The 20570-nt window shown below is 28.4% G+C and carries 17 protein-coding genes and 1 pseudogene; 2 read left to right on the plus strand and 16 right to left on the minus strand.

Annotated features, from left to right (window positions below; genetic code table 11):
• The 11 genes from QZ321_RS04665 to QZ321_RS04715 all read right to left on the minus strand — a co-directional run.
• A partial coding sequence (locus tag QZ321_RS04665; protein ID WP_294196323.1) for a hypothetical protein occupies window positions 1-3449 on the minus strand: 3449 nt, incomplete at its 3' end.
• 271 nt (window positions 3450-3720) lie between these two features.
• Window positions 3721-4557: a CAP domain-containing protein gene (locus QZ321_RS04670; protein WP_291750305.1), complete on the minus strand. Its 837-nt coding sequence runs from the start codon at window positions 4555-4557 to the stop codon at window positions 3721-3723.
• 277 nt (window positions 4558-4834) lie between these two features.
• The gene (locus QZ321_RS04675; protein ID WP_291750303.1) at window positions 4835-5341 is read right to left on the minus strand and encodes a hypothetical protein; all 507 of its coding nucleotides are present in this window, start codon (window positions 5339-5341) and stop codon (window positions 4835-4837) included.
• Window positions 5342-5565: 224 nt separating this feature from the next.
• Window positions 5566-6537: a sulfite reductase subunit C gene (gene asrC, locus QZ321_RS04680; protein WP_291742578.1), complete on the minus strand. Its 972-nt coding sequence runs from the start codon at window positions 6535-6537 to the stop codon at window positions 5566-5568.
• A gap of 13 nt (window positions 6538-6550) precedes the next feature.
• Window positions 6551-7345 carry an anaerobic sulfite reductase subunit AsrB gene (asrB, locus tag QZ321_RS04685; RefSeq protein WP_291742577.1) on the minus strand — a complete coding sequence of 265 codons (795 nt, stop codon included), beginning with the start codon at window positions 7343-7345 and terminating at the stop codon, window positions 6551-6553.
• Complete coding sequence (gene asrA / locus QZ321_RS04690) at window positions 7338-8354, minus strand: anaerobic sulfite reductase subunit AsrA (RefSeq protein WP_291750300.1); 1017 nt, start codon at window positions 8352-8354, stop codon at window positions 7338-7340. The genes asrB and asrA overlap by 8 nt, the downstream gene beginning before the upstream one ends.
• Window positions 8355-8473: 119 nt before the next feature.
• A complete protein-coding gene (locus QZ321_RS04695; protein ID WP_291750297.1) occupies window positions 8474-9610 on the minus strand; it encodes a DHHW family protein in 1137 nt (378 codons plus the stop codon).
• 23 nt (window positions 9611-9633) lie between these two features.
• Window positions 9634-9978 (minus strand): DHHW family protein, encoded by a 345-nt coding sequence (locus QZ321_RS04700; protein WP_291750294.1) that lies wholly within the window; start codon window positions 9976-9978, stop codon window positions 9634-9636.
• Between the two features lie 12 nt (window positions 9979-9990).
• Complete coding sequence (locus QZ321_RS04705; protein WP_347282925.1) at window positions 9991-11334, minus strand: MBOAT family O-acyltransferase; 1344 nt, start codon at window positions 11332-11334, stop codon at window positions 9991-9993.
• A 255-nt stretch (window positions 11335-11589) separates the two neighbouring features.
• Complete coding sequence (locus QZ321_RS04710) at window positions 11590-12279, minus strand: Crp/Fnr family transcriptional regulator (RefSeq protein ID WP_291750307.1); 690 nt, start codon at window positions 12277-12279, stop codon at window positions 11590-11592.
• 144 nt (window positions 12280-12423) lie between these two features.
• Complete coding sequence (locus QZ321_RS04715) at window positions 12424-13665, minus strand: transposase (RefSeq protein WP_294196324.1); 1242 nt, start codon at window positions 13663-13665, stop codon at window positions 12424-12426.
• A 57-nt stretch (window positions 13666-13722) separates the two neighbouring features.
• On the opposite strand from QZ321_RS04715, the gene QZ321_RS04720 reads away from it, so the two are divergent.
• Window positions 13723-13875 (plus strand): hypothetical protein, encoded by a 153-nt coding sequence (locus tag QZ321_RS04720; RefSeq protein ID WP_294196325.1) that lies wholly within the window; start codon window positions 13723-13725, stop codon window positions 13873-13875.
• Window positions 13844-14197, plus strand: a complete 354-nt coding sequence (gene tnpA / locus QZ321_RS04725; protein WP_294196326.1) for an IS200/IS605 family transposase — start codon at window positions 13844-13846, stop codon at window positions 14195-14197. The genes QZ321_RS04720 and tnpA overlap by 32 nt, the downstream gene beginning before the upstream one ends.
• Before the next feature lie 22 nt (window positions 14198-14219).
• Here the strand turns inward: tnpA and QZ321_RS04730 are convergent.
• The 5 genes and pseudogenes from QZ321_RS04730 to QZ321_RS04750 all read right to left on the minus strand — a co-directional run.
• Window positions 14220-14300 (minus strand): annotated as a pseudogene (locus QZ321_RS04730) (IS200/IS605 family transposase); the annotation flags it as partial.
• Window positions 14301-14476: 176 nt separating this feature from the next.
• The gene (gene adhE, locus QZ321_RS04735; protein WP_291742567.1) at window positions 14477-17128 is read right to left on the minus strand and encodes a bifunctional acetaldehyde-CoA/alcohol dehydrogenase; all 2652 of its coding nucleotides are present in this window, start codon (window positions 17126-17128) and stop codon (window positions 14477-14479) included.
• A 474-nt stretch (window positions 17129-17602) separates the two neighbouring features.
• Complete coding sequence (locus QZ321_RS04740; protein ID WP_291745955.1) at window positions 17603-18406, minus strand: ATP-binding cassette domain-containing protein; 804 nt, start codon at window positions 18404-18406, stop codon at window positions 17603-17605.
• A complete protein-coding gene (locus QZ321_RS04745; protein WP_291745952.1) occupies window positions 18372-19289 on the minus strand; it encodes an ABC transporter permease in 918 nt (305 codons plus the stop codon). The genes QZ321_RS04740 and QZ321_RS04745 overlap by 35 nt, the downstream gene beginning before the upstream one ends.
• Window positions 19289-20299 (minus strand): ABC transporter substrate-binding protein, encoded by a 1011-nt coding sequence (locus QZ321_RS04750; protein ID WP_291745950.1) that lies wholly within the window; start codon window positions 20297-20299, stop codon window positions 19289-19291. The genes QZ321_RS04745 and QZ321_RS04750 overlap by 1 nt, the downstream gene beginning before the upstream one ends.
• Between the last annotated feature and the right edge of the window lie 271 nt (window positions 20300-20570).

Here is a 20570-nt window from a genome sequence, read left to right on the forward strand (position 1 = left end):
AATTCTTTTATATCTGAAATTCCAGCATAATTATCATTTCCTATAACTTCAGCTTCTACATACCATATTCCAGCTTCTGTTGGAGTTGTACTAGAAAACTCACCATCTTTAGAATTACTATAAGTAAACTCTACATCACCAAACTTTGCTAAAGCTGTTGGGTTATTTGAAGCTTCTCCATAAGTCCAACCTTCTATTGAAAGCTCTTGTGTCCATTTATTTATAGCTTTTTCTATTTTAAACTCTACTATTTCATTTAAACCAGTATATTCGTCTGTTGCTAAAACAGTTGCCTTCATATACCAAGTTCCAGCATTGCTTGGAACAGCACTTTCAAACTTACCAGTCGGAGAATTACTATAAGTGAATATTACTTCTCCATGATTAGCACTACCTACTGGAGCATTTTCACTTTCTCCATAAGTCCATCCCTTTATTGAAGGTATTACAGACCATTCATTTTTCCCTTGAGAAACAGAAACAGTAAGAGTTCTTTCTACATAATGTCCTTTTGAATTATAGCCATCAACTTTTGAATAATCATAATTCTTATCATCAACTGTTAATCTTGCCTTATATCCCTCATTATTTACAGTAACTTTTTCATTACTATTAACCCATATCCAACCTTTTGGTAGTTCTATAGTTGAAAGTAAATCATCTTGTACTGCTGATAAATTAGTAGGTAAAATTAGTTCTGGTGCAACAGCCTTTTTAATTTCAAATTCTTTTATTTCTGAAATTCCAGTATAATTATCATTTCCTATAACTTCTGCTTTTACATACCATGTTCCAGCTTCTGTTGGAACTTCTTCTGTATAGTTTCTAGTCTTTTTATTACTATAACTAAACTTTACTTCTCCAAACTGTGCAGAAGCTGTTGGCTTCTTTGGAGCTTCTCCATAAGTCCAACCTTCTATTGAAAGCTCTTGTGTCCAGTTATTTATAGCTTGTGTAACATCAACAGTAACTTCAATATCATTTACAACTTCATAATTATTTGTATCACTTGGCGTATAAGTTGCCATAAACTTATTTGCTCCAACATTCCCTACGGATTGAGTATCATCAACCCATGAAAAACCTTCTGGAAGCTTAATATCCTTTAAAGTTTGTCCATACGTTGCTTTTATATCTTGTGGAATAGAATAAGTTGGCTTAGCCTTTGCAATTTCAAATTCCTTTATATCTGAAATTCCAGTATAATTATCATTTCCTATAACTTCTGCTTTTACATACCATCTTCCAGCTTCTGTTGGAAGAACACTTTCAAAATTACCATTTTCAGAATTACTATAACTAAACTCTACATCTCCAAACTGTGCAGAAGCTCTTGGCTTCTTTGGAGTTTCTCCATAAGTCCAACCTTCTATTGAAGGCTTATCTGTCCATACATTAGTAGCCTGAGAAATTTTAAATTCCTTTTCTCCTACTGCTTCCTTCCAATAGTCAATTTCTTTTAAATTTGCTACTACTTTATATTCTCCTGCTTCCCTTGCTTCTTGAATTTTTTCCCATGCTCCAGCTGAATTCTTTTTATAATAGGTAAATTCAACATCTCCATCACTTAATGTAACTTTATCAATATAATCCTTTGATACCGTAATTGTACAATTATCTTTTGTTACTTTAATAGGATTTCCATCATAATCTTTATCTAAACTATTAATTTCAATTTGTCTATCTCCCTTTTCAAGGTTTAGTGTTACCTCTAAAACCATTGCTCCATTCTTAGAACTACCACAATCATATTCGTAAGTTATTGGAGTATTTATTGACGTAATAGTCATAATATCTCCATTTAATTCTGCTCCACTTAAATTTTTTATTTTGCTTTCCTCTAAACCAAGTTCATTTATATTAAAAGACTCACTTGTTACAGTTAAATTTGTTGTAGTACTTAAATTATTTATTGGATTGTAATCATTATTAAACATCATCAAATTATCATTTTTTCCAATATCAAGTCCTATAAGTGGTGTTTCAACACACACCAAATATTCCAAAGCTATATTTTTACTTAAATCTAAACTTGTTATCCCTGTCCTACTACACTCCAATTCAATCAAAGATGTATTATTACTTACATCTAAACTTGTTAAATTTTCATTATTACTACAACTCAAATATCTCAAAGCTACATTTTGACTTACATCTAAACTTGTTATTTCTGTATCACTACAATCCAAATATTCTAAAGCTGTATTATTGCTTACATCTAAACTTGTTATTCCTGTATCATAACAAACCAAATATTCTAAAACTGTATTATTGCTTACATCTAAACTTGTTATTCCTGTATCATAACAAAGCAAATATTTTAAAGTTGTATTATTGCTTACATCTAAACTTGTTATTCCTGTACCACTACAATACAAATCTGTTAAAGCTGTATTATTGCTTACATCTAAACTTGTTATCCCTGTACTAATACAATACAATTCAATCAAAGATGTATTTTGACTTAAATCTAAACTTGTTATTCCTGTATTATTACAATCCAAATATTCTAAAGCTGTATTATTGCTTAAATCCAAACTTGTTATTTTTATATTTCTACAATCCAAATATTCTAAAGCTGTATTATTGCTTACATCTAAACTTGTTATTCCTGTATTATTACAATCCAAATCAGTTAAAGCTGTATTATTGCTTAAATCTAAACTTGTTATTTTTGTATTTCTACAATCCAAATATTCTAAATTCTCAAAATATTCAATTCCTGTTAGGTCTGAAATTTTATACTTATTCCAAACATTAATACTTGTTACTTCATTTATCTCATCTTCTGAAAGAACTCCATCATTATTATTATCAAAGTTATCTGACACATACTTTTTAAACACTGCATCTGGAAAGTTTGTTTCATCAATTGCAACTTCTCCAGCTCTTTCTTTTTCTCCACTTTCTTTATTTTCCTCTACCCTAGATAAATCCTTATCTTCAACTTCTTCAACCTTTTCTAAGGTTTCTTTTTCTATCTTTTCACTTTCGCTTTTATTTTCAGCATTATCTAAAGCTTCATTTTTTTCATTACTATCTTTAATTTCAGTTTCTTCTTTCTTTTCTTGGTCTTCCACTTTTGTATTTTCATCTGTATTTTCTTTGTTATCTTGATTTTCTACCTTGTTAGTTTCTTCTGCATTATCTTTTTCTTCTTCCTGCACCTTGTCCTGATTGTTTTCTTTATTGCTTGTGCTTTCTTCTGTCTTTTCATTTTCTACATTACTTGTTTCTTTATTGTTTTCAACTGCTCCCTTATTTTCATCTTTTGGAGCTTCCACCTTTGTAATGTCCTTTTCTTTGTTTTCTTCATTAATCCTTGCTTCTATTTGTGCTTTGTCCAATTCTTGTGCATAAACTGTAGCTGTTGGTAATGGTGCCATTGTTGTTACTGCTATTGTGGTTGCCATAGCCATAGCTGTGACTTTATTTTTCTTATCCTTCATTTATGTATGTTCACCCCTTTTTAATCCCTTCGTGCCTTTTTACATATTTTTCATCATACAGAAAATTATATAAGAAAAATACTTTTTTATCTATATTTTACATTTATTATTTGTTATAATTTTATTTATTATTCCAAAGAAATAACTATTATAAATAAACTTTAGATAAAAAATTCCTAATTATATAATAAAAAAAGAGGATTCTATTTTATTTTGAATCCTCTTTTTTCTATATTTTATATGTGTTTAATGGCTTGTACTGTTTATTGTATTATCTATAAAACTCCTGTGTGGCATATACCTTATCTCCTATTTTATATACTCCAATTCCTATACTTGAAAAATTAGTAGATAAAATATTTGCCCTATGACCTGATGAGTTCATCCAGTTATTCATAAATTGCTCTGCAAGAGAATCTACACTTGCATTACCACCAATATAAGCTATATTTTCTCCCCATGCTTTGTATGATACTCCATCATTTTTCATTTGAGTTGTTATAAGATTTCCCTTTAAATCTTCATGACTAAAATAATTATTATCTCCCATATCCTTAGATTTAATTCTAGCATACTTTTGCATTGTATCATTATATGTTAATTCTTTAGCTCCTACCTTTGCTCTTTCTTCATTTACTTTATTATATATAGCCTTTTCTACAGAAGCCATAAAGTTTGTATCTACATTATTTATATCATTATTTATTGAGTTATCTGGAGTTTCATCAACTATAGGTTTATCTTCTGGAATATTTGGCTTATTATCATCTATAATAGGTTTATCCTCTGGAATACTTGGTTTATTATCTGGTGTTTCTTCTGGAACACTTGGAGCTATTGGCTTTTCTATATCTCCTTCTGGTGGAATAATAGTATTATTGTTATCATCATTAGGTTTATTTACTGTTTCTCCAATGATTATTATTCCTCCATTACAATTATTAAACCATATTTTTTTAAAGCTTAAATTTTGAAGTAAACTTCCTGAAACACTACATTTTCCTGCATTATCTAATAAATTATCTTTAGTATCTGCAAATGCAGGTGTAACAGCTCCCCCTCCTATTAAAGATAATGTAAGTATACTGGCAATTAGTTTATTTTTCATTTGTACCACTCCTTTTTATTTTTTCGAACAAATTAACTTTGTTCAATATCTTATTAGTTATAAGTACTTTTTACTTTTACTAGCTCTGCCAATTACAGTTATAACATAACTTTTAAGAATTTATTCTAGTGTATTAAACCCTTAAATAACTTATTTTCTATTGTAAAGGTTTCATTTCCTATTTCACCATCAATACTCTAATTAAATTTTCGCATATTTTCTTACTTTATAGCATCTTAGAAATATAAACCATGTAATATATTACTAATCATTTTTATTATTTTTTTATAAAGTTTTTATTTTTAGTTTTTGCAATTTCTAAACTTTCATATTCCTTAATGCTTTTAATATAAAAATTTCCTTCCTTTTTTGTTAAAACAACTTCTACTGGAACATCATTTCCCTCAGCAGTATCGTATCCCTCTTCTCCACCATCACTTTCTAATGTAGTTGATTTTGCTTCCATATCTATAAGCATACATAAATTATATTTATCCTCTTCTTTTGAAACTCCAATTACTTCACTTTCATATTTATTTAAAACTACATTCCCAATATAATAACTATAAAATATTACATAATTAGATTCATTAAAAGTCGTACTATCTATATAATCACTAACTTCATCATCATAATCTCCATTATAAGATAATACTTTATCAACAACTTTTTTCATTTCCTTTATATCTTTTTTTGATATATCATCATTACTACTACACATAACCAGTGTTAAGTTAAACATAATCATAAACATTACCATTATACTTGAAACAAATCTTTTCATTTTACTTCCACTCCCTAATTTATTAATGTATATTTAATTCTTATGTTAACCTATATCCTTATATGAATTTTATATCTATAAATTTAATTAAGAGCTTTAATCTTATAACAAAAAAAGAAAGAATCATCTTCTTTCTTTTTCTATATTTTAAATAATAATTTTAAATTTATAAAGAAAAAAGGAAGTAACATATCAATTACGATACATTACTACCTTTTTATATATTAAACATTTGGATACTTAATTCCGCTCCAATATACATTGTTCATCATTATAGCTTTGTCTGATAATTTTACTCCATCTAAAGCCCATTTTTTGAATTCTTCAAATCCAGTTCTATCAACAATATATCCAATATGCTCCTTACCGCCCGGTGCATTTCTGTCTATATATTGCTCAACATACTTATAAGTATTAACTATTATTTTAATTATGCTTTCTTCATCTGCCCAAATTAAGAAATCTTCTGCAAGTCTTGGATTCTTTTTACCTGTTCTACCCATTATAGCTAATCTATAATATTTTTCCTTGCTTCTAGTCCATGCTCCTGTAGGACAGTTGATTACACATTCTCCACATCCTATACATTTGCTGTGGTCTCTTACTGGAGTGTAATTTTCTCCATGTAAAGCTGCTGTAGATTTTTTAGTACAAGCTCTAACACAAGCTCCACAAGAGATACATTTGCTTTCATCTAATTGAGGTTCAGTCATTCCTATGATACCAAAGTCGTGCATTCTAACTTTCATACAGTCATTTGGGCATCCAGTTAAAGCTACTTTAAAGTGTAAGTCATTTGGGAAAATTGCCTTTTCTATTTTCTTTGCAAAATTAGTAGTATTATAATTTGCAAATGGACATACATTATTTCCTATACATGCACTTATATTTCTTGTACCAGCAGAAGTATATCCCTTTCCCGGAACAACTTGATTTATTTCTAAGCCTTCAATAATTGGTTGAAGTAATTCATTAACCTTATCCATGTTTTTCATGTCTATTCCTGGAACTTCAAAACCTTGTCTTGTAGTCAAATGAACTGTTCCATTACCATACTTTTCTGCAATTTCTTGAATAAGTCCTAAATATTTGGCATTTAAATGACCACCCGGTACTCTTATTCTTGAAGCTGTTATTCCTCTATGCTTTGTAACTCTAAAAGCATTCTTTTTAAGCTTTTTAGTATTGATATCCATTAATTACTTCCTCCTAATCAATTAAAGATTTTCCTACTGTGTAGTTAAATACTGGACCATCTAAACAAATGTAAGTGTCATCTATTTTACAATGTCCACATTTACCTATTCCACAGCACATTTTTCTTTCTTGAGAAATCCAAATATTTTCTTCTTTGATTCCAAGTTTTAAGAATTCTAAAACTGTAAATTTCATCATCATTGGAGGTCCAACAACAACAACTTGTACATTTTCCATATCTTTAATTTCAAGTTCAGGAATATATTTAGTGACTAAACCTACTTTACCTTCATAACCTTCTTTTGCAGTATCAACTGTTAAGATAAGGTTCATTGTTTTTTCCCATTCTTTCATGTCTTCTTTAAATAAAACATCTTCTGGTGACTTAAACCCTGATATTAAAGTCATACTTTTGCAATCTTGGCTATTTTTTGAGAAATATTCTACTATTCCTCTTACTGGTGAAAGTCCTGTTCCTCCAGCAACTACTATAACTTCTTTGTTTTTGTAGTTTTCTATATCAAAGCCATTTCCATAAGGCCCTCTTAAGAATAATTTATCACCTACATAGTTTTTGAATATTTCATTAGTAACTTTACCAACTCTTCTTATTGTTAAGTCTACATATCCTGCACCAATTCCACTTACTGATATTGGAGCTTCACCATACTTAGGAAGAGATACTTCAAAGAATTGCCCCGGTTTAACCTCTCCGTTAAAAGCCATTCTAAAAGTATATTCTACTGCTGTATGTTCTATTACCTCTAAAATTTCTGATCTAAATGGTATATATTCATTCTTAGTCATTATTCTTCACCTCGTTCATAGCATCTTCTAACTTGTTTATTATATTAGAGAAACTGATGTATTCTGGACAAATATCATCACATCTACCACATCCAACGCACATGTGATATCCCCATTTTTTCTTATAGTCATAAACTTTATGAAGAGTTTTAAATCTCATCTTTTGTCCTTTTTCTTTTCTAAAGCTATGTCCACCAGCCATATCTGTATATCCATCTACATGACAAGAAGCCCAAACTCTTCTTCTTTCACCAGCATTTTTGTTATCTTTATATGTTATATCTTGCATAGTGAAGCATGTACATGTTGGACAAACAAAGTTACATCTACCACAAGTTATACATCTTTCGTTATATTCGTTCCACATTGTAGACTTCATAACTTCTAAGCTTAGATTATCTGGAATGTTAACTTTAACTGGATTTTCTGTAACAAAATCTGGAGTAACTTCCTTTTCTTCTTTTTCTATAGAAGATATTATATTTTCGATTTCTTCATCTTTAATATCTAAGTATACATTTTGTCCATCTACTTTAATGTATGCATTGTAATCTTCTGTTTTGTTTGATTCCATACTTACACAGAAACAATTTTCGAAGCTTTTTTCACAACCAATTAAAATGAACTTTGCATTTTCTCTCATTTTTTTGTAATATACATCTTCAAATCCGTTTCTTAAATAAATATCATCTATTCTTTTTATTGAATGAATTTCACAGCTTCTTAAGAAAATTAAAGCTGGTTTTTCTCTTGTTTCAGCTTCTGTACATTCATTTTCTGTAAAGAAGAATAAAGTTTGTCTTGTAGGTAAAATAGTTTCTTTATATGAAAATTGTGATTTTTTATCAAATTCTATTTCTTCAATTCTTTCTATTTCTCCATATCTAACTCTGTCTGTATCTGAAAAAGTTCCTGCACCTTCAAAAACCTTTGGAGCATAGATTTTATATGTTTTCTTTAACTCGTTTAAAGCTAAATTCATATTTTCTAAGTTAAGTTTATATCCCATGTAAAACACCTCTTAGCTTATTTTTTCACATTCTTGTTAATAACTTCACAAGATCACTATAAAGTATTATATTTTTTTTCATAAAAAAAAGATGTGACATTTATCACATCCTAATAATTTTATTGTTTCATAGCTTTTAGTTTTTCTATATGAGCCATTGTATTTGCTGCAAAAACATTATTAATAAATACAACATCATTAATTTCATTTTCATTTACAAAATTAATTAAATTATTGTTAAAATATCTTAAATCAACCACATATACTTCACTATAATGAGGAATTAAAAATGGTGCAAAAGCATTTCCATAAGATTCTTTTACCACAACAGCTTTTTTACCACTAGTATTTTCTGAATTTTCTATTTTCATAAGCGGATTATCCCCATGTAAAAATACACCATAAGAATTAACGCCTTTTGCATATTCTGCATATACAGTTGTAAATGCTGGTTCTTCTTCTATTGAATTTTTATATAACCACGCTTTACTATCTGCACCCACACTATAATATTCAACATAATCTGGATTTTCTGCTAAAGCTGGGTCTTTTGCACTAGCATAAAATGTTCCTAAAAAGTTTTCTTTTCTTTTTGCTTCATAATCCTTAATATCTATTGCTTCAAATCCTGCCTCTTTTGCAAATTCGCAGTAAGCATAATAGGCACCTAACGCTGTCCAATGGTGATCTGTGTTAAAATATATATATTCATCTTTATGTTTTTTTAAGGCATTATATATATTAACAAACTTAACCTTTTCACTTTCATTATCTTTTATAATTTCAATATTATCTTTTTGAGACTTTGATAAATCCGAATATTTTTTTGGCAAAGCAAATTCAATATGACTTGGAACTATAATATTATATACATCTTTTCCTTCTAATTTTTCTGCATAATCTGATATAGTTTCTGCATAAGTTTTTGCAGCATTTTCATCACCACCAAAAACTTCAACTGCACAGTTTCCAATACTAAGAAGTGAACCCACCTTTTCTTGTGTTACAGTTACTTCTGCCCCCTCATCATTATCCTCTTCTTGAATATCTTCTTCACTCTCTTCATCTATAGTCTTATCTTTTTCTTCTTTATTATTTATCTTTTCACTTGCATTATCTTCTTTATTATCTACTTGTTCACTTACATTGCTTTCTTCTTTGTTTATTGCTTCATTATTTGCACTATCAGCTTTTCCACAAGATACTAATGAACAAATAACAAGCCCTCCTATCATCAAAATTGCCCACCTTTTCATTTTAATTTCCTCCTAAAATTATTTTAATAAATTTTAATTTCATCTTTTCTATTTCCCTTTAATTCATCTATCTTATTAGCTATATTTAAAAATGTATCTCTAAAGGGAAAGTTATCATTATAAAAACTATCAATTTCTTTAAAATATTCTCCACTAAAAAATTTTTCTATTGTTGTATTTGCGATTTTAGGAAATTCTTTTAAATTTCTTTTTTCATATTCTGAATATCCTCCATTGTTCATAAAAAATGAAAATCCAAGAAATATTGCTAATATCAAAAAAAACGCCCCAACATTTATATAACTGCTAAAATTTTTATATTTACTCCTATTATCACTTTTTACCTTATAACCTACTTCTAACTTCAATTATTAATCCTCCTAAAATCTAAAATATAAAAATGGATTATAACTTTCACCAACTAATAAAGCTATTACAGCTATTAATATAATGGCATTTACAAAAGTTTTACCTAAACCTAAATATTCTTTTCCTTCAAAAGCTCTCATATTTTTTACCTTTTCAGAAATTAATTTTAATACAGGTGTGCATGATACTAAGGCTATAATTATCCAAGTAATATTATTACTTAAAACTAACTCTAGCTTTGAAGTATAAAAGCCATTTGCTCCTATACCAAATAAAATACCTATATAAGCTAAGCCTTCTTTTAAATTAGTAAAGTAGAAAAGTACCCATCCTATCATAACTATAAAAAGAGAATAAATAATTGAGATAAATGATGGAATATTTTTAATAACTTTTAACAATACCTTTTTTTCAAAGTAAATTATAAATCCAAAATATAATCCCCATATAATAAAGTTCCAACTAGCTCCATGCCATAATCCAGTTAAAAACCAAACTATAAATATATTTAATAATTGTCTTTTTCTATTTCCACCTAGTGGGATATATACATAATCTCTGAAAAATGAACCTAAAGATATATGCCATCTTCTCCAAAACTCTGTTGCAGACTTAGATATATATGGATAATTGAAATTTTCACTATAATTAAATCCAAACATTTTTCCAAGACCTATAGCCATATCTGAATAACCTGAAAAATCAAAATATATTTGAATAGTAAACATTGCTATTCCAAACCAAGCCTCTAGCACACTTAAATTTTGAATTTGACCACCCATATAACTTACAACAAACTCTCCAGCTACATTAGCTATTAATACCTTTTTTGCAAGTCCAATAATAAACCTATTTATACCTTGGGAAATTTGATTAATATCAAATTTTCTATTTTCAATTTCCTTTTCTATATCTACATATCTTACAATAGGTCCAGCAACTAGCTGTGGATATAAGGATACATACATTAAAAAGTTTAAAAAGCTACGTTGTGCTTTAACATCTTTTCTATAAACATCTACTGTATAAGAAAGTGTTTGGAAAGTATAAAAAGAAATACCTATTGGAAGAGAAAATTTAGGTATATTCATAGAAACATTAAATATATTATTAATATTTTCTATTACAAATCCTGAATATTTAAAAATACCTAACATAAGTAAACTAATAATTATATCTGATAATAGTATATATTTTCGTATCTTTTTATCTTTGCATCTTTCTATTGCTATTGCATGTAAATAATTTATTAAAGTACTAAATAATAAAAGGAATATCCATAATGGTTCTCCCCAAGCATAAAACAAAAGAGAAAATACTACTAATACAATATTTTTTCCTTTAATATTTTTCATAAGGTAATAAAACAATAAATTGATAGGTAAAAATATAAAAATAAATAACAAATTTGAAAAAACCAATAATCTCACCTCAATAAATAAACATAATTATGACTGCAAAATATTACCAATCAATGTTATTATACCAAATAGATGCTTTATGCACAATTAATAATATTTTATTAAAAAGAAAAAATTTTATTTTAATATTTTAATAAATAAAAATGCAAGTTACTTTACTTAATAACTTGTAAAGCAACTTGCATAATATTAATTTTCCTTAAAAAATTTCACTAACTTATCTCTATCAGTAACTATTATTCTTTTATTTTTGCTAATTATTAATCCTTCATTATTTAGAATTTTTAAAGCTCTTGAAATTGTTTCTCTAGGTGCCCCAAACATATCCGCTAAGTATGTAATAGTTATATGTAAATCAATTAATGTGCCTTCTTCTATTTCTATTCCATAATCTCTTGATAATTTCCAAAGCTTTGCTGCTACCCTCTTTTCTACCTTTATAGGAATAGAATTTTTACTTTGCCTATATAATCTTCTAACTTTCATTGCTAATGAATTGATTATTATTTGAGCAAGTTCAAAGTCTTCTTTCATAATTTCTAAAAACTTAATTCTATCAAAACATAAAATTTGTGTCTTTTCAAAGGCTTCGCAATTAATTGAAGCTGGTAAATCCTCAATTATTACTTCATTTATTAGTGTATCTTTTCCTAAAATAAATACTACTTTTTTTTGAGCCGATTCACTTTGTTTATATAAAGCAACTTTTCCTGATTTAACTATATATATACTATTTATAATTTCTTTATCTCTAAATAAATGTTCTCCTTTTTTTAGTTCCTTTAAAAAACAAACTTCATTTAATTTATAAATTGTACTTTTACTTACATGAGAAAATAGTGAGACTTTATCTAATTTTAAACTGTTGTTTTTCAAAATATTATCTCCTAGTATTATTATTGTGACTATTATATCACAACTATTTTAAAATACATCTTTTACTTTTTAATTTTAATTATTGAACTACCTCGACCACAATGGTACGAGGATTCTTTTAACGTAGTTTGATATTTAAGTTTCCACCTAATAGGCAACCCTTATACGTTGTGGGTGAGTCCAATTACCCTTATCCCTCATAGTATTTACTAAGTCGGGAATACATTTCTCTGCTTTTCTTAATATATTTAAGCTACCATTAATGTCTGCATTTAATATTCCATATCCACTTTTGAAAAGTCCTCTCGTTATTCTTCTACTCTTATTGTAATATTTCTTTGTTATTGGTTCTAAGTCTATAGCACTACATCCACTTGTATAAGATTCTTCTTGCAGTTTTATTTCTATTCCTTGCAATTTAGCTTTATACGTTATTAACTCAACTAGTCGTTGTGTCGGTATCTGAACAAAGGATTTATTATAATTCATATCTTGTTTAATATCTTTTAACTTTCCTATAACTATTTTACCTACATTATTTTCAATAGCCTTATCAATTACACTCTTGCTAGTTTTATGTAAATAATCATTGATATAATTACTTCTATATTTTCTAAGTCTATTTATTTCTTTTGTGTTTTTGAATTTATCTGAACCATATTTCTTCATTTCAATACTTTGTAAATAAGCTATTCTCTTATTGACATAAGAGTTAACAGATTTTAATGCTCTACCACAATAGATATATTGATTAACACCATCTTTGAAAGTTATAGTAGCTAAATTATCTAAACCAATATCAATGCTCATGATATTATTAGATATATTTTCAATTTCATCTTTATTATAGATAATAATTAAATACCAGCATTTTTGAACCTTATCATAATTAAACCTTGCTTGTTGTATTCTATTCCAATTTATAAGGCTTTGAAGTTTATTTGAAACTTCAAAATTAAGACTTTCTACCTCAAATAGTTTTTGAATAGATTTTGATAATGATAGCTTTAAAATATTATTTTGAAATCTTATAGCTAAGTTAGTAAATATAATTTCATTTTTATTTCTTTCAGCATTTTTAAATTTGGGAGGCTTAGGAAGTCCTTTATATTTGTTTGGATTAACTCCAAAATCTTTAATACTTGCAAAATAACTTTTCCAATTCTGTTCTAATACTTTAAACATTTGTTGTCTAGTATGACTATGCAGAAAATCACAATGCCAATTATTCTTGTATAACTTTTCAATTTCATAATAATTTTTAAAACCATTCTCTCTCAAGTCGTAGCTGATTATATTATAAAGTTTAGTTGTATGGTAACTTAATTCCTCTATTATATCTAATTGTTTTAAATTAAAATTAGGTTTGAATTTAAAACTTAATTTCATGTTTTTCACCTCCTCGCATTGTTATATATGTATATATTATAATATGAGGTGAATTTAATGGCTAGAAAAAATATTAATACAACGATAGATGAAGATTTATACAAAGAGATAAGAATTTTGGCATTACAAAAAGGTGTTAACGCTAATGATTTAATTGAGGAAGGAATGAAATATATTCTTGAAAGAGAATGTAAGAAAGACCAATCATAGTGTTTACAATATTAATTATCATATAGTATTTTGTCCTAAATATAGACACAATCTTTTCAAAGATGAACTAGAATATGAAATATCGAAAATGTTTAAAAATATAGCTTTCAATTATGGTTTTGAGATATTAGAACAAGAAGTAATGCCCGACCACGTTCACTTGTTTATATCTGCTCCACCTATAATCGCACCTACCGAAATAATTAAAATTTTGAAAAGTGTTAGTGCTAATGAGTTATTTAAAGCATTTCCAAGTTTAAAGAAAAGTAAGTTTTGGGGTCGTGGTCTTGTACCCGAGGCTGTAAGCATTTTAAAGATATAGGTTCGATACCTATATCTTTAATTTATACAAGTTTTTGATTTTGTATATATATTTGAATTATTTCAGAGCTTACGGCTCCAGCAGTTCCAACATAATAGCCTTTGCTCCATAGACCACGAGGTTTTACGCATTATTTCTATAAAATACTTAAGTAGTTTATCAAATAAAAATTTATCATATTCATATCAATTTATCTACTTAAATATAACTTTAAAAATATAATTACTATAAATAAAAAAGGTTCTAGCTTTCGCTAGAACCTTTATCTATAATTATTGATTATTTGTTTTTCTTTTCTTTCTTTTCTTCAACTTCTACAGCAGCTTCTTTAACAGCTTCTTCTTTTTCACCATAGTAGCTAGTGATATACATTTCTTTTAATTCTTTCATTAATGGATATCTTGGGTTAGCTCCTGTACATTGGTCGTCGAATGCTTGCTCAACCATTTCATCTAATGATTCGAAGAACTTAACTTCGCTTACACCAGCATCTTTGATTGTTTTTGGCATATTTACTTTGTTTTGTAATTCGTCTATAGCCTTTAATAATAATTCAACTTTTTCAGCATCAGTGTTTCCACCTAATCCTAGGTGATCTGCTATCTTAGCATATCTCCATGCTGCATTTGGATACTTGTATTGAGCAAATGCTGCTTGTTTAGTTGGAGCATCTGTAGCATTAAACTTAATAACTTCTTTCATAACTAAAGAGTTAGCCATACCGTGTGGTAAGTGGTGGAATGCACCTAGCTTATGAGCCATTGAGTGGTTAATTCCTAAGAATGCATTACTAAATGCCATACCTGCCATACAAGATGCATGAGCCATCTTTTCTCTTGCCTTAATGTTAGTTGTACCTTCATTATAAGCATCTGGTAAATATTTAAATACTAATCTGATTGCTTCTAAAGCTAATCCGTTAGTGTATTCTGAAGCCATTATTGATACGTATGCTTCAATTGAGTGAACTAATACGTCGATACCAGCACAAGCTGTTAATCCCTTAGGAGAAGTCATCATTAACTCTGCGTCAACGATAGCCATATCTGGAGTTAGTTCGTAGTCAGCTAATGGATATTTAACTCCTGTTTGTTCATCAGTTATAACTGCAAATGGAGTAACTTCTGATCCAGTACCAGCTGAAGTTGCTATAGCAACCATCATAGCTTTTTGACCCATTGTTGGGAATTTGTATATTCTCTTTCTTATATCCATGAATGTCATTGCTAAATCGTGGAAGTTTACTTCTGGGTGTTCATACATAACCCACATGATTTTAGCAGCATCCATAGCTGATCCACCACCAAGTGAAATTACAACGTCTGGTTGGAAGTTAGACATTTCAGCTGCACCAGCTCTAGCACATCTTAATGTTGGGTCTGGTTCAACATCTGAGAATATTTTGTATTGGATTCCGTTTGCTTCTAAAACTTCTGTAACCTTATTTGTATATCCCATTTCGAATAATACTTTATCTGTTACGATGAATGCTTTCTTTTTACCCATTTCACCTAATTCAGCTAAAGCAACTGGTAAACATCCATATTTGAAGTAAGTTTTTTCTGGAACTCTAAACCAAAGCATATTTTCTCTCCTCTCAGCGATGCTCTTAACGTTAATTAAATGCTTAGGACCAACGTTTTCTGAAACTGAGTTTCCTCCCCATGATCCACAACCTAATGTTAATGATGGTGCTAACTTGAAGTTGAATAAGTCTCCGATAGCCCCTTGTGCTGCTGGCATGTTAATTAATGTTCTAGCAGTCTTCATTCTTTCTCCGAATGTTAATACTCTATCTCTATTCTTTAATTGATCTGTGTATAAAACTGATGTATGACCCATACCACCTAATTCGATTAATCTATCAGCCTTATCTAAAGCTTCTTCAAATGATTTAGCTTTGTACATAGCTAATACTGGTGATAATTTTTCGTGTGAGAATGGTTCTTCTAATTCAACTGAAGTAACTTCTCCAACTAAAACTTTAGCTGTTTCTGGAACGTCAACTCCTGCCATTTTAGCAATCTTGTAAGCAGATTGACCAACCATGTCAGCATTTAAGCCACCTTTTTCATTTAATATTATATTTCTAACTTTATCTATTTCTTCACCTTGAAGGATATATGCTCCTCTTTCAGCTAATTCTCTCTTAACTTCATCATAAACTTCTTCTAAAACGATAATTGATTGTTCTGATGCACAAATAACACCGTTATCGAATGTCTTAGAAAGTAATATTGAGTTTACAGCCATTTTTATGTGAGCTGATTCATCAATGATTGCTGGAGTGTTACCTGCTCCAACCCCTAAAGCTGGTCTTCCTGATGAGTAAGCAGCCTTAACCATTGCTGGACCACCTGTAGCTAAGATTATATCTGATTCTCTCATAACGTTTTGTGATAATTCAACTGATGGTTGATCTATCCATCCGATTATTCCTTCTGGAGCTCCTGCTTTAACTGCAGCTTCTAAAACTATTCTAGCAGCTTCGATTGTAGCATTCTTAGCTCTTGGGTGTGGAGAGATTATTATAGCATTTCTTGTCTTTAAAGCTATTAAACACTTGAATATTGCTGTTGATGTTGGGTTTGTTGTTGGAACTATTGCAGCTATAACACCAATTGGTTCTGCTACTTTAGTAATACCACTTGTTTTATCTTCTTCTAAAACTCCACAAGTTTTCATGTTTTTATATTGGTTATATATATATTCAGCAGCAAAGTTGTTTTTTACAACTTTATCTTCTACTATTCCCATTCCAGTTTCTTCTACAGCCATTTTAGCTAACTTAATTCTGTTGTGGTTAGCTGCTAAAGCCGCTTGTCTGAAGATTTCATCTACTTGTTCTTGAGTATAAGTAGAGAATTTCTTTTGTGCTTCTCTTAATTGTTTAATTCTAGCTGTTAATTCTTGAGCATTTGTAACTTTCATTATTACATCCTCCTAAATAATCAATATTTATAGTAATTTTCATTGATATCTATTTAATTTATTTAAGTAAACTTTGTTAAGTTTTTCCTCATTGTTAATTACTTAACTTGTCCACACTTTTATTGTATCTGATTGTTTATTTTTTGTCAAACTTTTTTTAAAAGTTTTTTTATTTTATTTTTAATTTGTTTTTCCAACAACTTCTATATCTTTGTATTTTCAATTATGATAACATTTACATAGGTTTTAGATTTTTTCTTAATTTTTTTAAAATTTCCAACATTTATTTTAACTGTTAATACTTTTTTACATTTTTTATTCGACTAAATTGTATATTTTTTAACTTTATTCTTCTATTGTTATATTAATAACAATGTTTAATTTAATATTTATTTTATATAAAAAAATTGAAATTTAGAATTACTCAATAAATTTTTAGGAGTAATTTAAATTTCAATTTTTTTATTGATTATGCTATGCTAATGATGTTAATAAACTCCTATCGCTTACTTCATCAATAACATTAGCGTTGCTAAACATCTCCATTAATTTTTCCGTTGTCAATTCTGATTTTTCTTTTTCTTTAATATCAAAAAGTACTTTTCCTTCATGCATCATAAGCAATCTATTACCATATTCTAATGCTTGCTTCATATTATGAGTTACCATTAAAGTAGTAATATTATTTTCTTTTATTACCTCTTGAGTAATGTCCATTATTTTAGCTGAAGTTTTAGGGTCTAATGCTGCTGTATGTTCATCTAATAATAATAGCTTTGGATCTGACATAACTGCCATCATAAGTGTTAATGCTTGACGCTGTCCTCCTGATAATAGTGTTACTTTATTATAAAGTTTATTTTCAAGACCTAAATCAAGCTTAACAAGTAACTCTTTATAATACTCTATTCTCTTTTTATTAATTCCAAAAGAAAGTCCATAAGACTTCCCTTTATTATCTGCTAAAGATAAATTTTCTAAAATGGTCATATTAGGTGATACACCTATTGATGGATTTTGATAAACTCGTCCAATTTCTTTTGCTCTAGCATATTCTTCTTTAAAAGAAACATCTTTTCCATCTAAAAGTATTTTTCCTGAATCTATAGGTATATTTCCACTAATTAAATTTAACAAAGTTGATTTACCTGCACCATTTGACCCTATTATTGTTATAAACTCATCTTTATTTACTTCTATATTAAAATTATCAAAAACTTTATTTTCACTTATGGTGTTAGGATTAAATACTTTGCATAGCCCTTGAATCTTCAGCATTTTCTTCACCACCCTCACCATTATTACTTGATATTTTTCTTTTATTTTTTATTTTAAATGCATCACTATTAGATGCTAATGCCATAGCAACTAATATAGCTGTTAATATTTTTAAGTCATTAGGATTTAACTTCATCCATAAGGCTACTGCTACAACTAATTTATATATTATTGCACCAAATATTGATAGTGTTGTAACCTTTATAATGCTTAATTTTCCAAATATAGATGTTCCTATTATTACCGCTGCAAGACCCATTACCACAATTCCTGTTCCCATTGTAACATCTGAAAATCCTTGGTTTTGAGCTGTTAAAGCACCTGATAATGCCACTAAAGCATTACTTATTGATAATCCTAAAACTTTAATTATGTTCTTATTAACTCCTAATGATGATACAACTTGTTCATTATCACCAACTGCAACTAATAAAAATCCTGTTTTTGTTTTTAAAAATAAATCTAAAATTATTTTTATCACAACTACTATTGCTAAGATAATAAATATTGAATTAATAAAAGGATTTTTAAAAATATGATTAGTATTAAATAATGGTATATTTGACTTTCCCATGATTCTTAAATTTACTGAGTATAATCCCATCATTACTAATATACCTGACATTAAATTGCTTATTTTTAACTTCACATGTAAAAAGCCAGTTATTGCACCAGCACAAGCTCCACCTAATGTAGCAACTAATATAGTAACCCATGGATTTACTCCTTGAACTAACATAGCAGCTGAAATTGACGCTCCTAGTGGAAATGTTCCATCAACTGAAAGGTCTGGAAAGTCTAATATTTTATATGTTATATAAACTCCCATAGCTACTAATGCAAATAGTAATCCTTGTTCTAAAGCATTAAGTATTACATCCACTATTCAACCCCTCCAGTTACTTTAAGTGCTTTTGCATTAATATCTTCTGGAATTTCTATATTTAACTTTTCTGCTACATCTGTGTTAATAGTAATAGACATATCACTTAAAGTAGTTATTTCAATATCACTTGGTTTTGCTCCATTTAAAATTTCTGCTGCCTTATATCCTGCTTCTTTTCCTAACTTAAAATAATCTATACCAATAGAACAAAGTCCCCCCTTTGGAACTCCTGCTTCTTCTCCACATAACATAGGAATATTTTTACTTACACATATATTTCCCACTAAGTCGTAAGCTGAAGCTACTGTATTATCTGTTGGTGCATATAAAGCATCTATTGAACCTATTGCTGCATTTAAGTTTTGATTTACTTCATTAACAGTTGTAACTGATATTTCCTTAATATTTATTCCTCTTTTACTTGCTTCTTTTTTAAGCTCTTGAACTTGAGCTAAGGAATTGGCTTCTGATGAATTATACACTACACCTAATGTCTTTATATCTTTAACTAAATTTGTTAATAAATCTAATTGTTCTTCCATAGATACCATATCTGAAGTTCCTGTAACATTAGTACCTGAACTTTCAAAGCTTTTAGCTACTCCTGCTTCTATTGGGTCTGTTACTGCTGTAAAAACTATTGGAATATCCTTTGTAGCATTATATGATGCTTGCAGACTTGATGTCGCTATAGAAAATATCATATCTACCTTAGATGTAACAAATTGATCTGAAATAGTTTTAGCAATTGATATATCTCCTTGAGCATTTTGATAATCAACTTTTAAATTTTTTCCCTCTTCAAATCCCTTTTCTTTTAATCCTTCTAAAAACCCTTCTCTAGAGGCATCTAAAGCATCATGTTGAACTAATTGATTTATCCCAATTGTATAAATATTTTTAGCTTCTTCAGTTCCATTAGAATCTTTTGCTTTTCCGCAAGAAACTAATCCTGTAACAACTAAAATCCCGCTTAAAATTAGTGCTAGCTTTTTCTTTCCTACCATATTCAATTCCCCCCAAATTTAAAATAACTCAAAATTTTATATTGCCCCCTTATTTATTATTAAGCTAAAAAAATAATACTTTTCTTTTATTTAAAACTAATATTATTTGATTATATTTTATTACTAAAAATTGAGTTATTTTAGTAAATTGTTATTATTCATATTATCATATTTTGTATATATTGTAAATATTTCATTTTTATACTATTCAAGATATTAAAAAAGATTAGTATAAAAGCTTTATACTAATCTCCTATGTTTTTAATATTTT

The sequence above is a fragment of the uncultured Clostridium sp. genome, from assembly GCF_910588715.1.
Classification (GTDB): Bacteria; Bacillota; Clostridia; order Clostridiales; family Clostridiaceae; genus Clostridium.

What these genes read in the sequence shown, in the direction of transcription:
- QZ321_RS04670 (WP_291750305.1), bottom strand. Translation starts at nt 4,557, where the DNA reads ATGAAAAATAAACTAATTGCCAGTATACTTACATTATCTTTAATAGGA.
- QZ321_RS04675 (WP_291750303.1), bottom strand. Translation starts at nt 5,341, where the DNA reads ATGAAAAGATTTGTTTCAAGTATAATGGTAATGTTTATGATTATGTTT.
- asrC (WP_291742578.1), bottom strand. Translation starts at nt 6,537, where the DNA reads ATGGATATCAATACTAAAAAGCTTAAAAAGAATGCTTTTAGAGTTACA.
- asrB (WP_291742577.1), bottom strand. Translation starts at nt 7,345, where the DNA reads ATGACTAAGAATGAATATATACCATTTAGATCAGAAATTTTAGAGGTA.
- asrA (WP_291750300.1), bottom strand. Translation starts at nt 8,354, where the DNA reads ATGGGATATAAACTTAACTTAGAAAATATGAATTTAGCTTTAAACGAG.
- QZ321_RS04695 (WP_291750297.1), bottom strand. Translation starts at nt 9,610, where the DNA reads ATGAAAAGGTGGGCAATTTTGATGATAGGAGGGCTTGTTATTTGTTCA.
- QZ321_RS04705 (WP_347282925.1), bottom strand. Translation starts at nt 11,334, where the DNA reads ATGAAAAATATTAAAGGAAAAAATATTGTATTAGTAGTATTTTCTCTT.
- QZ321_RS04715 (WP_294196324.1), bottom strand. Translation starts at nt 13,665, where the DNA reads ATGAAATTAAGTTTTAAATTCAAACCTAATTTTAATTTAAAACAATTA.
- QZ321_RS04720 (WP_294196325.1), top strand. Translation starts at nt 13,723, where the DNA reads ATGGCTAGAAAAAATATTAATACAACGATAGATGAAGATTTATACAAA.
- adhE (WP_291742567.1), bottom strand. Translation starts at nt 17,128, where the DNA reads ATGAAAGTTACAAATGCTCAAGAATTAACAGCTAGAATTAAACAATTA.
- QZ321_RS04740 (WP_291745955.1), bottom strand. Translation starts at nt 18,406, where the DNA reads ATGCTGAAGATTCAAGGGCTATGCAAAGTATTTAATCCTAACACCATA.
- QZ321_RS04750 (WP_291745950.1), bottom strand. Translation starts at nt 20,299, where the DNA reads ATGGTAGGAAAGAAAAAGCTAGCACTAATTTTAAGCGGGATTTTAGTT.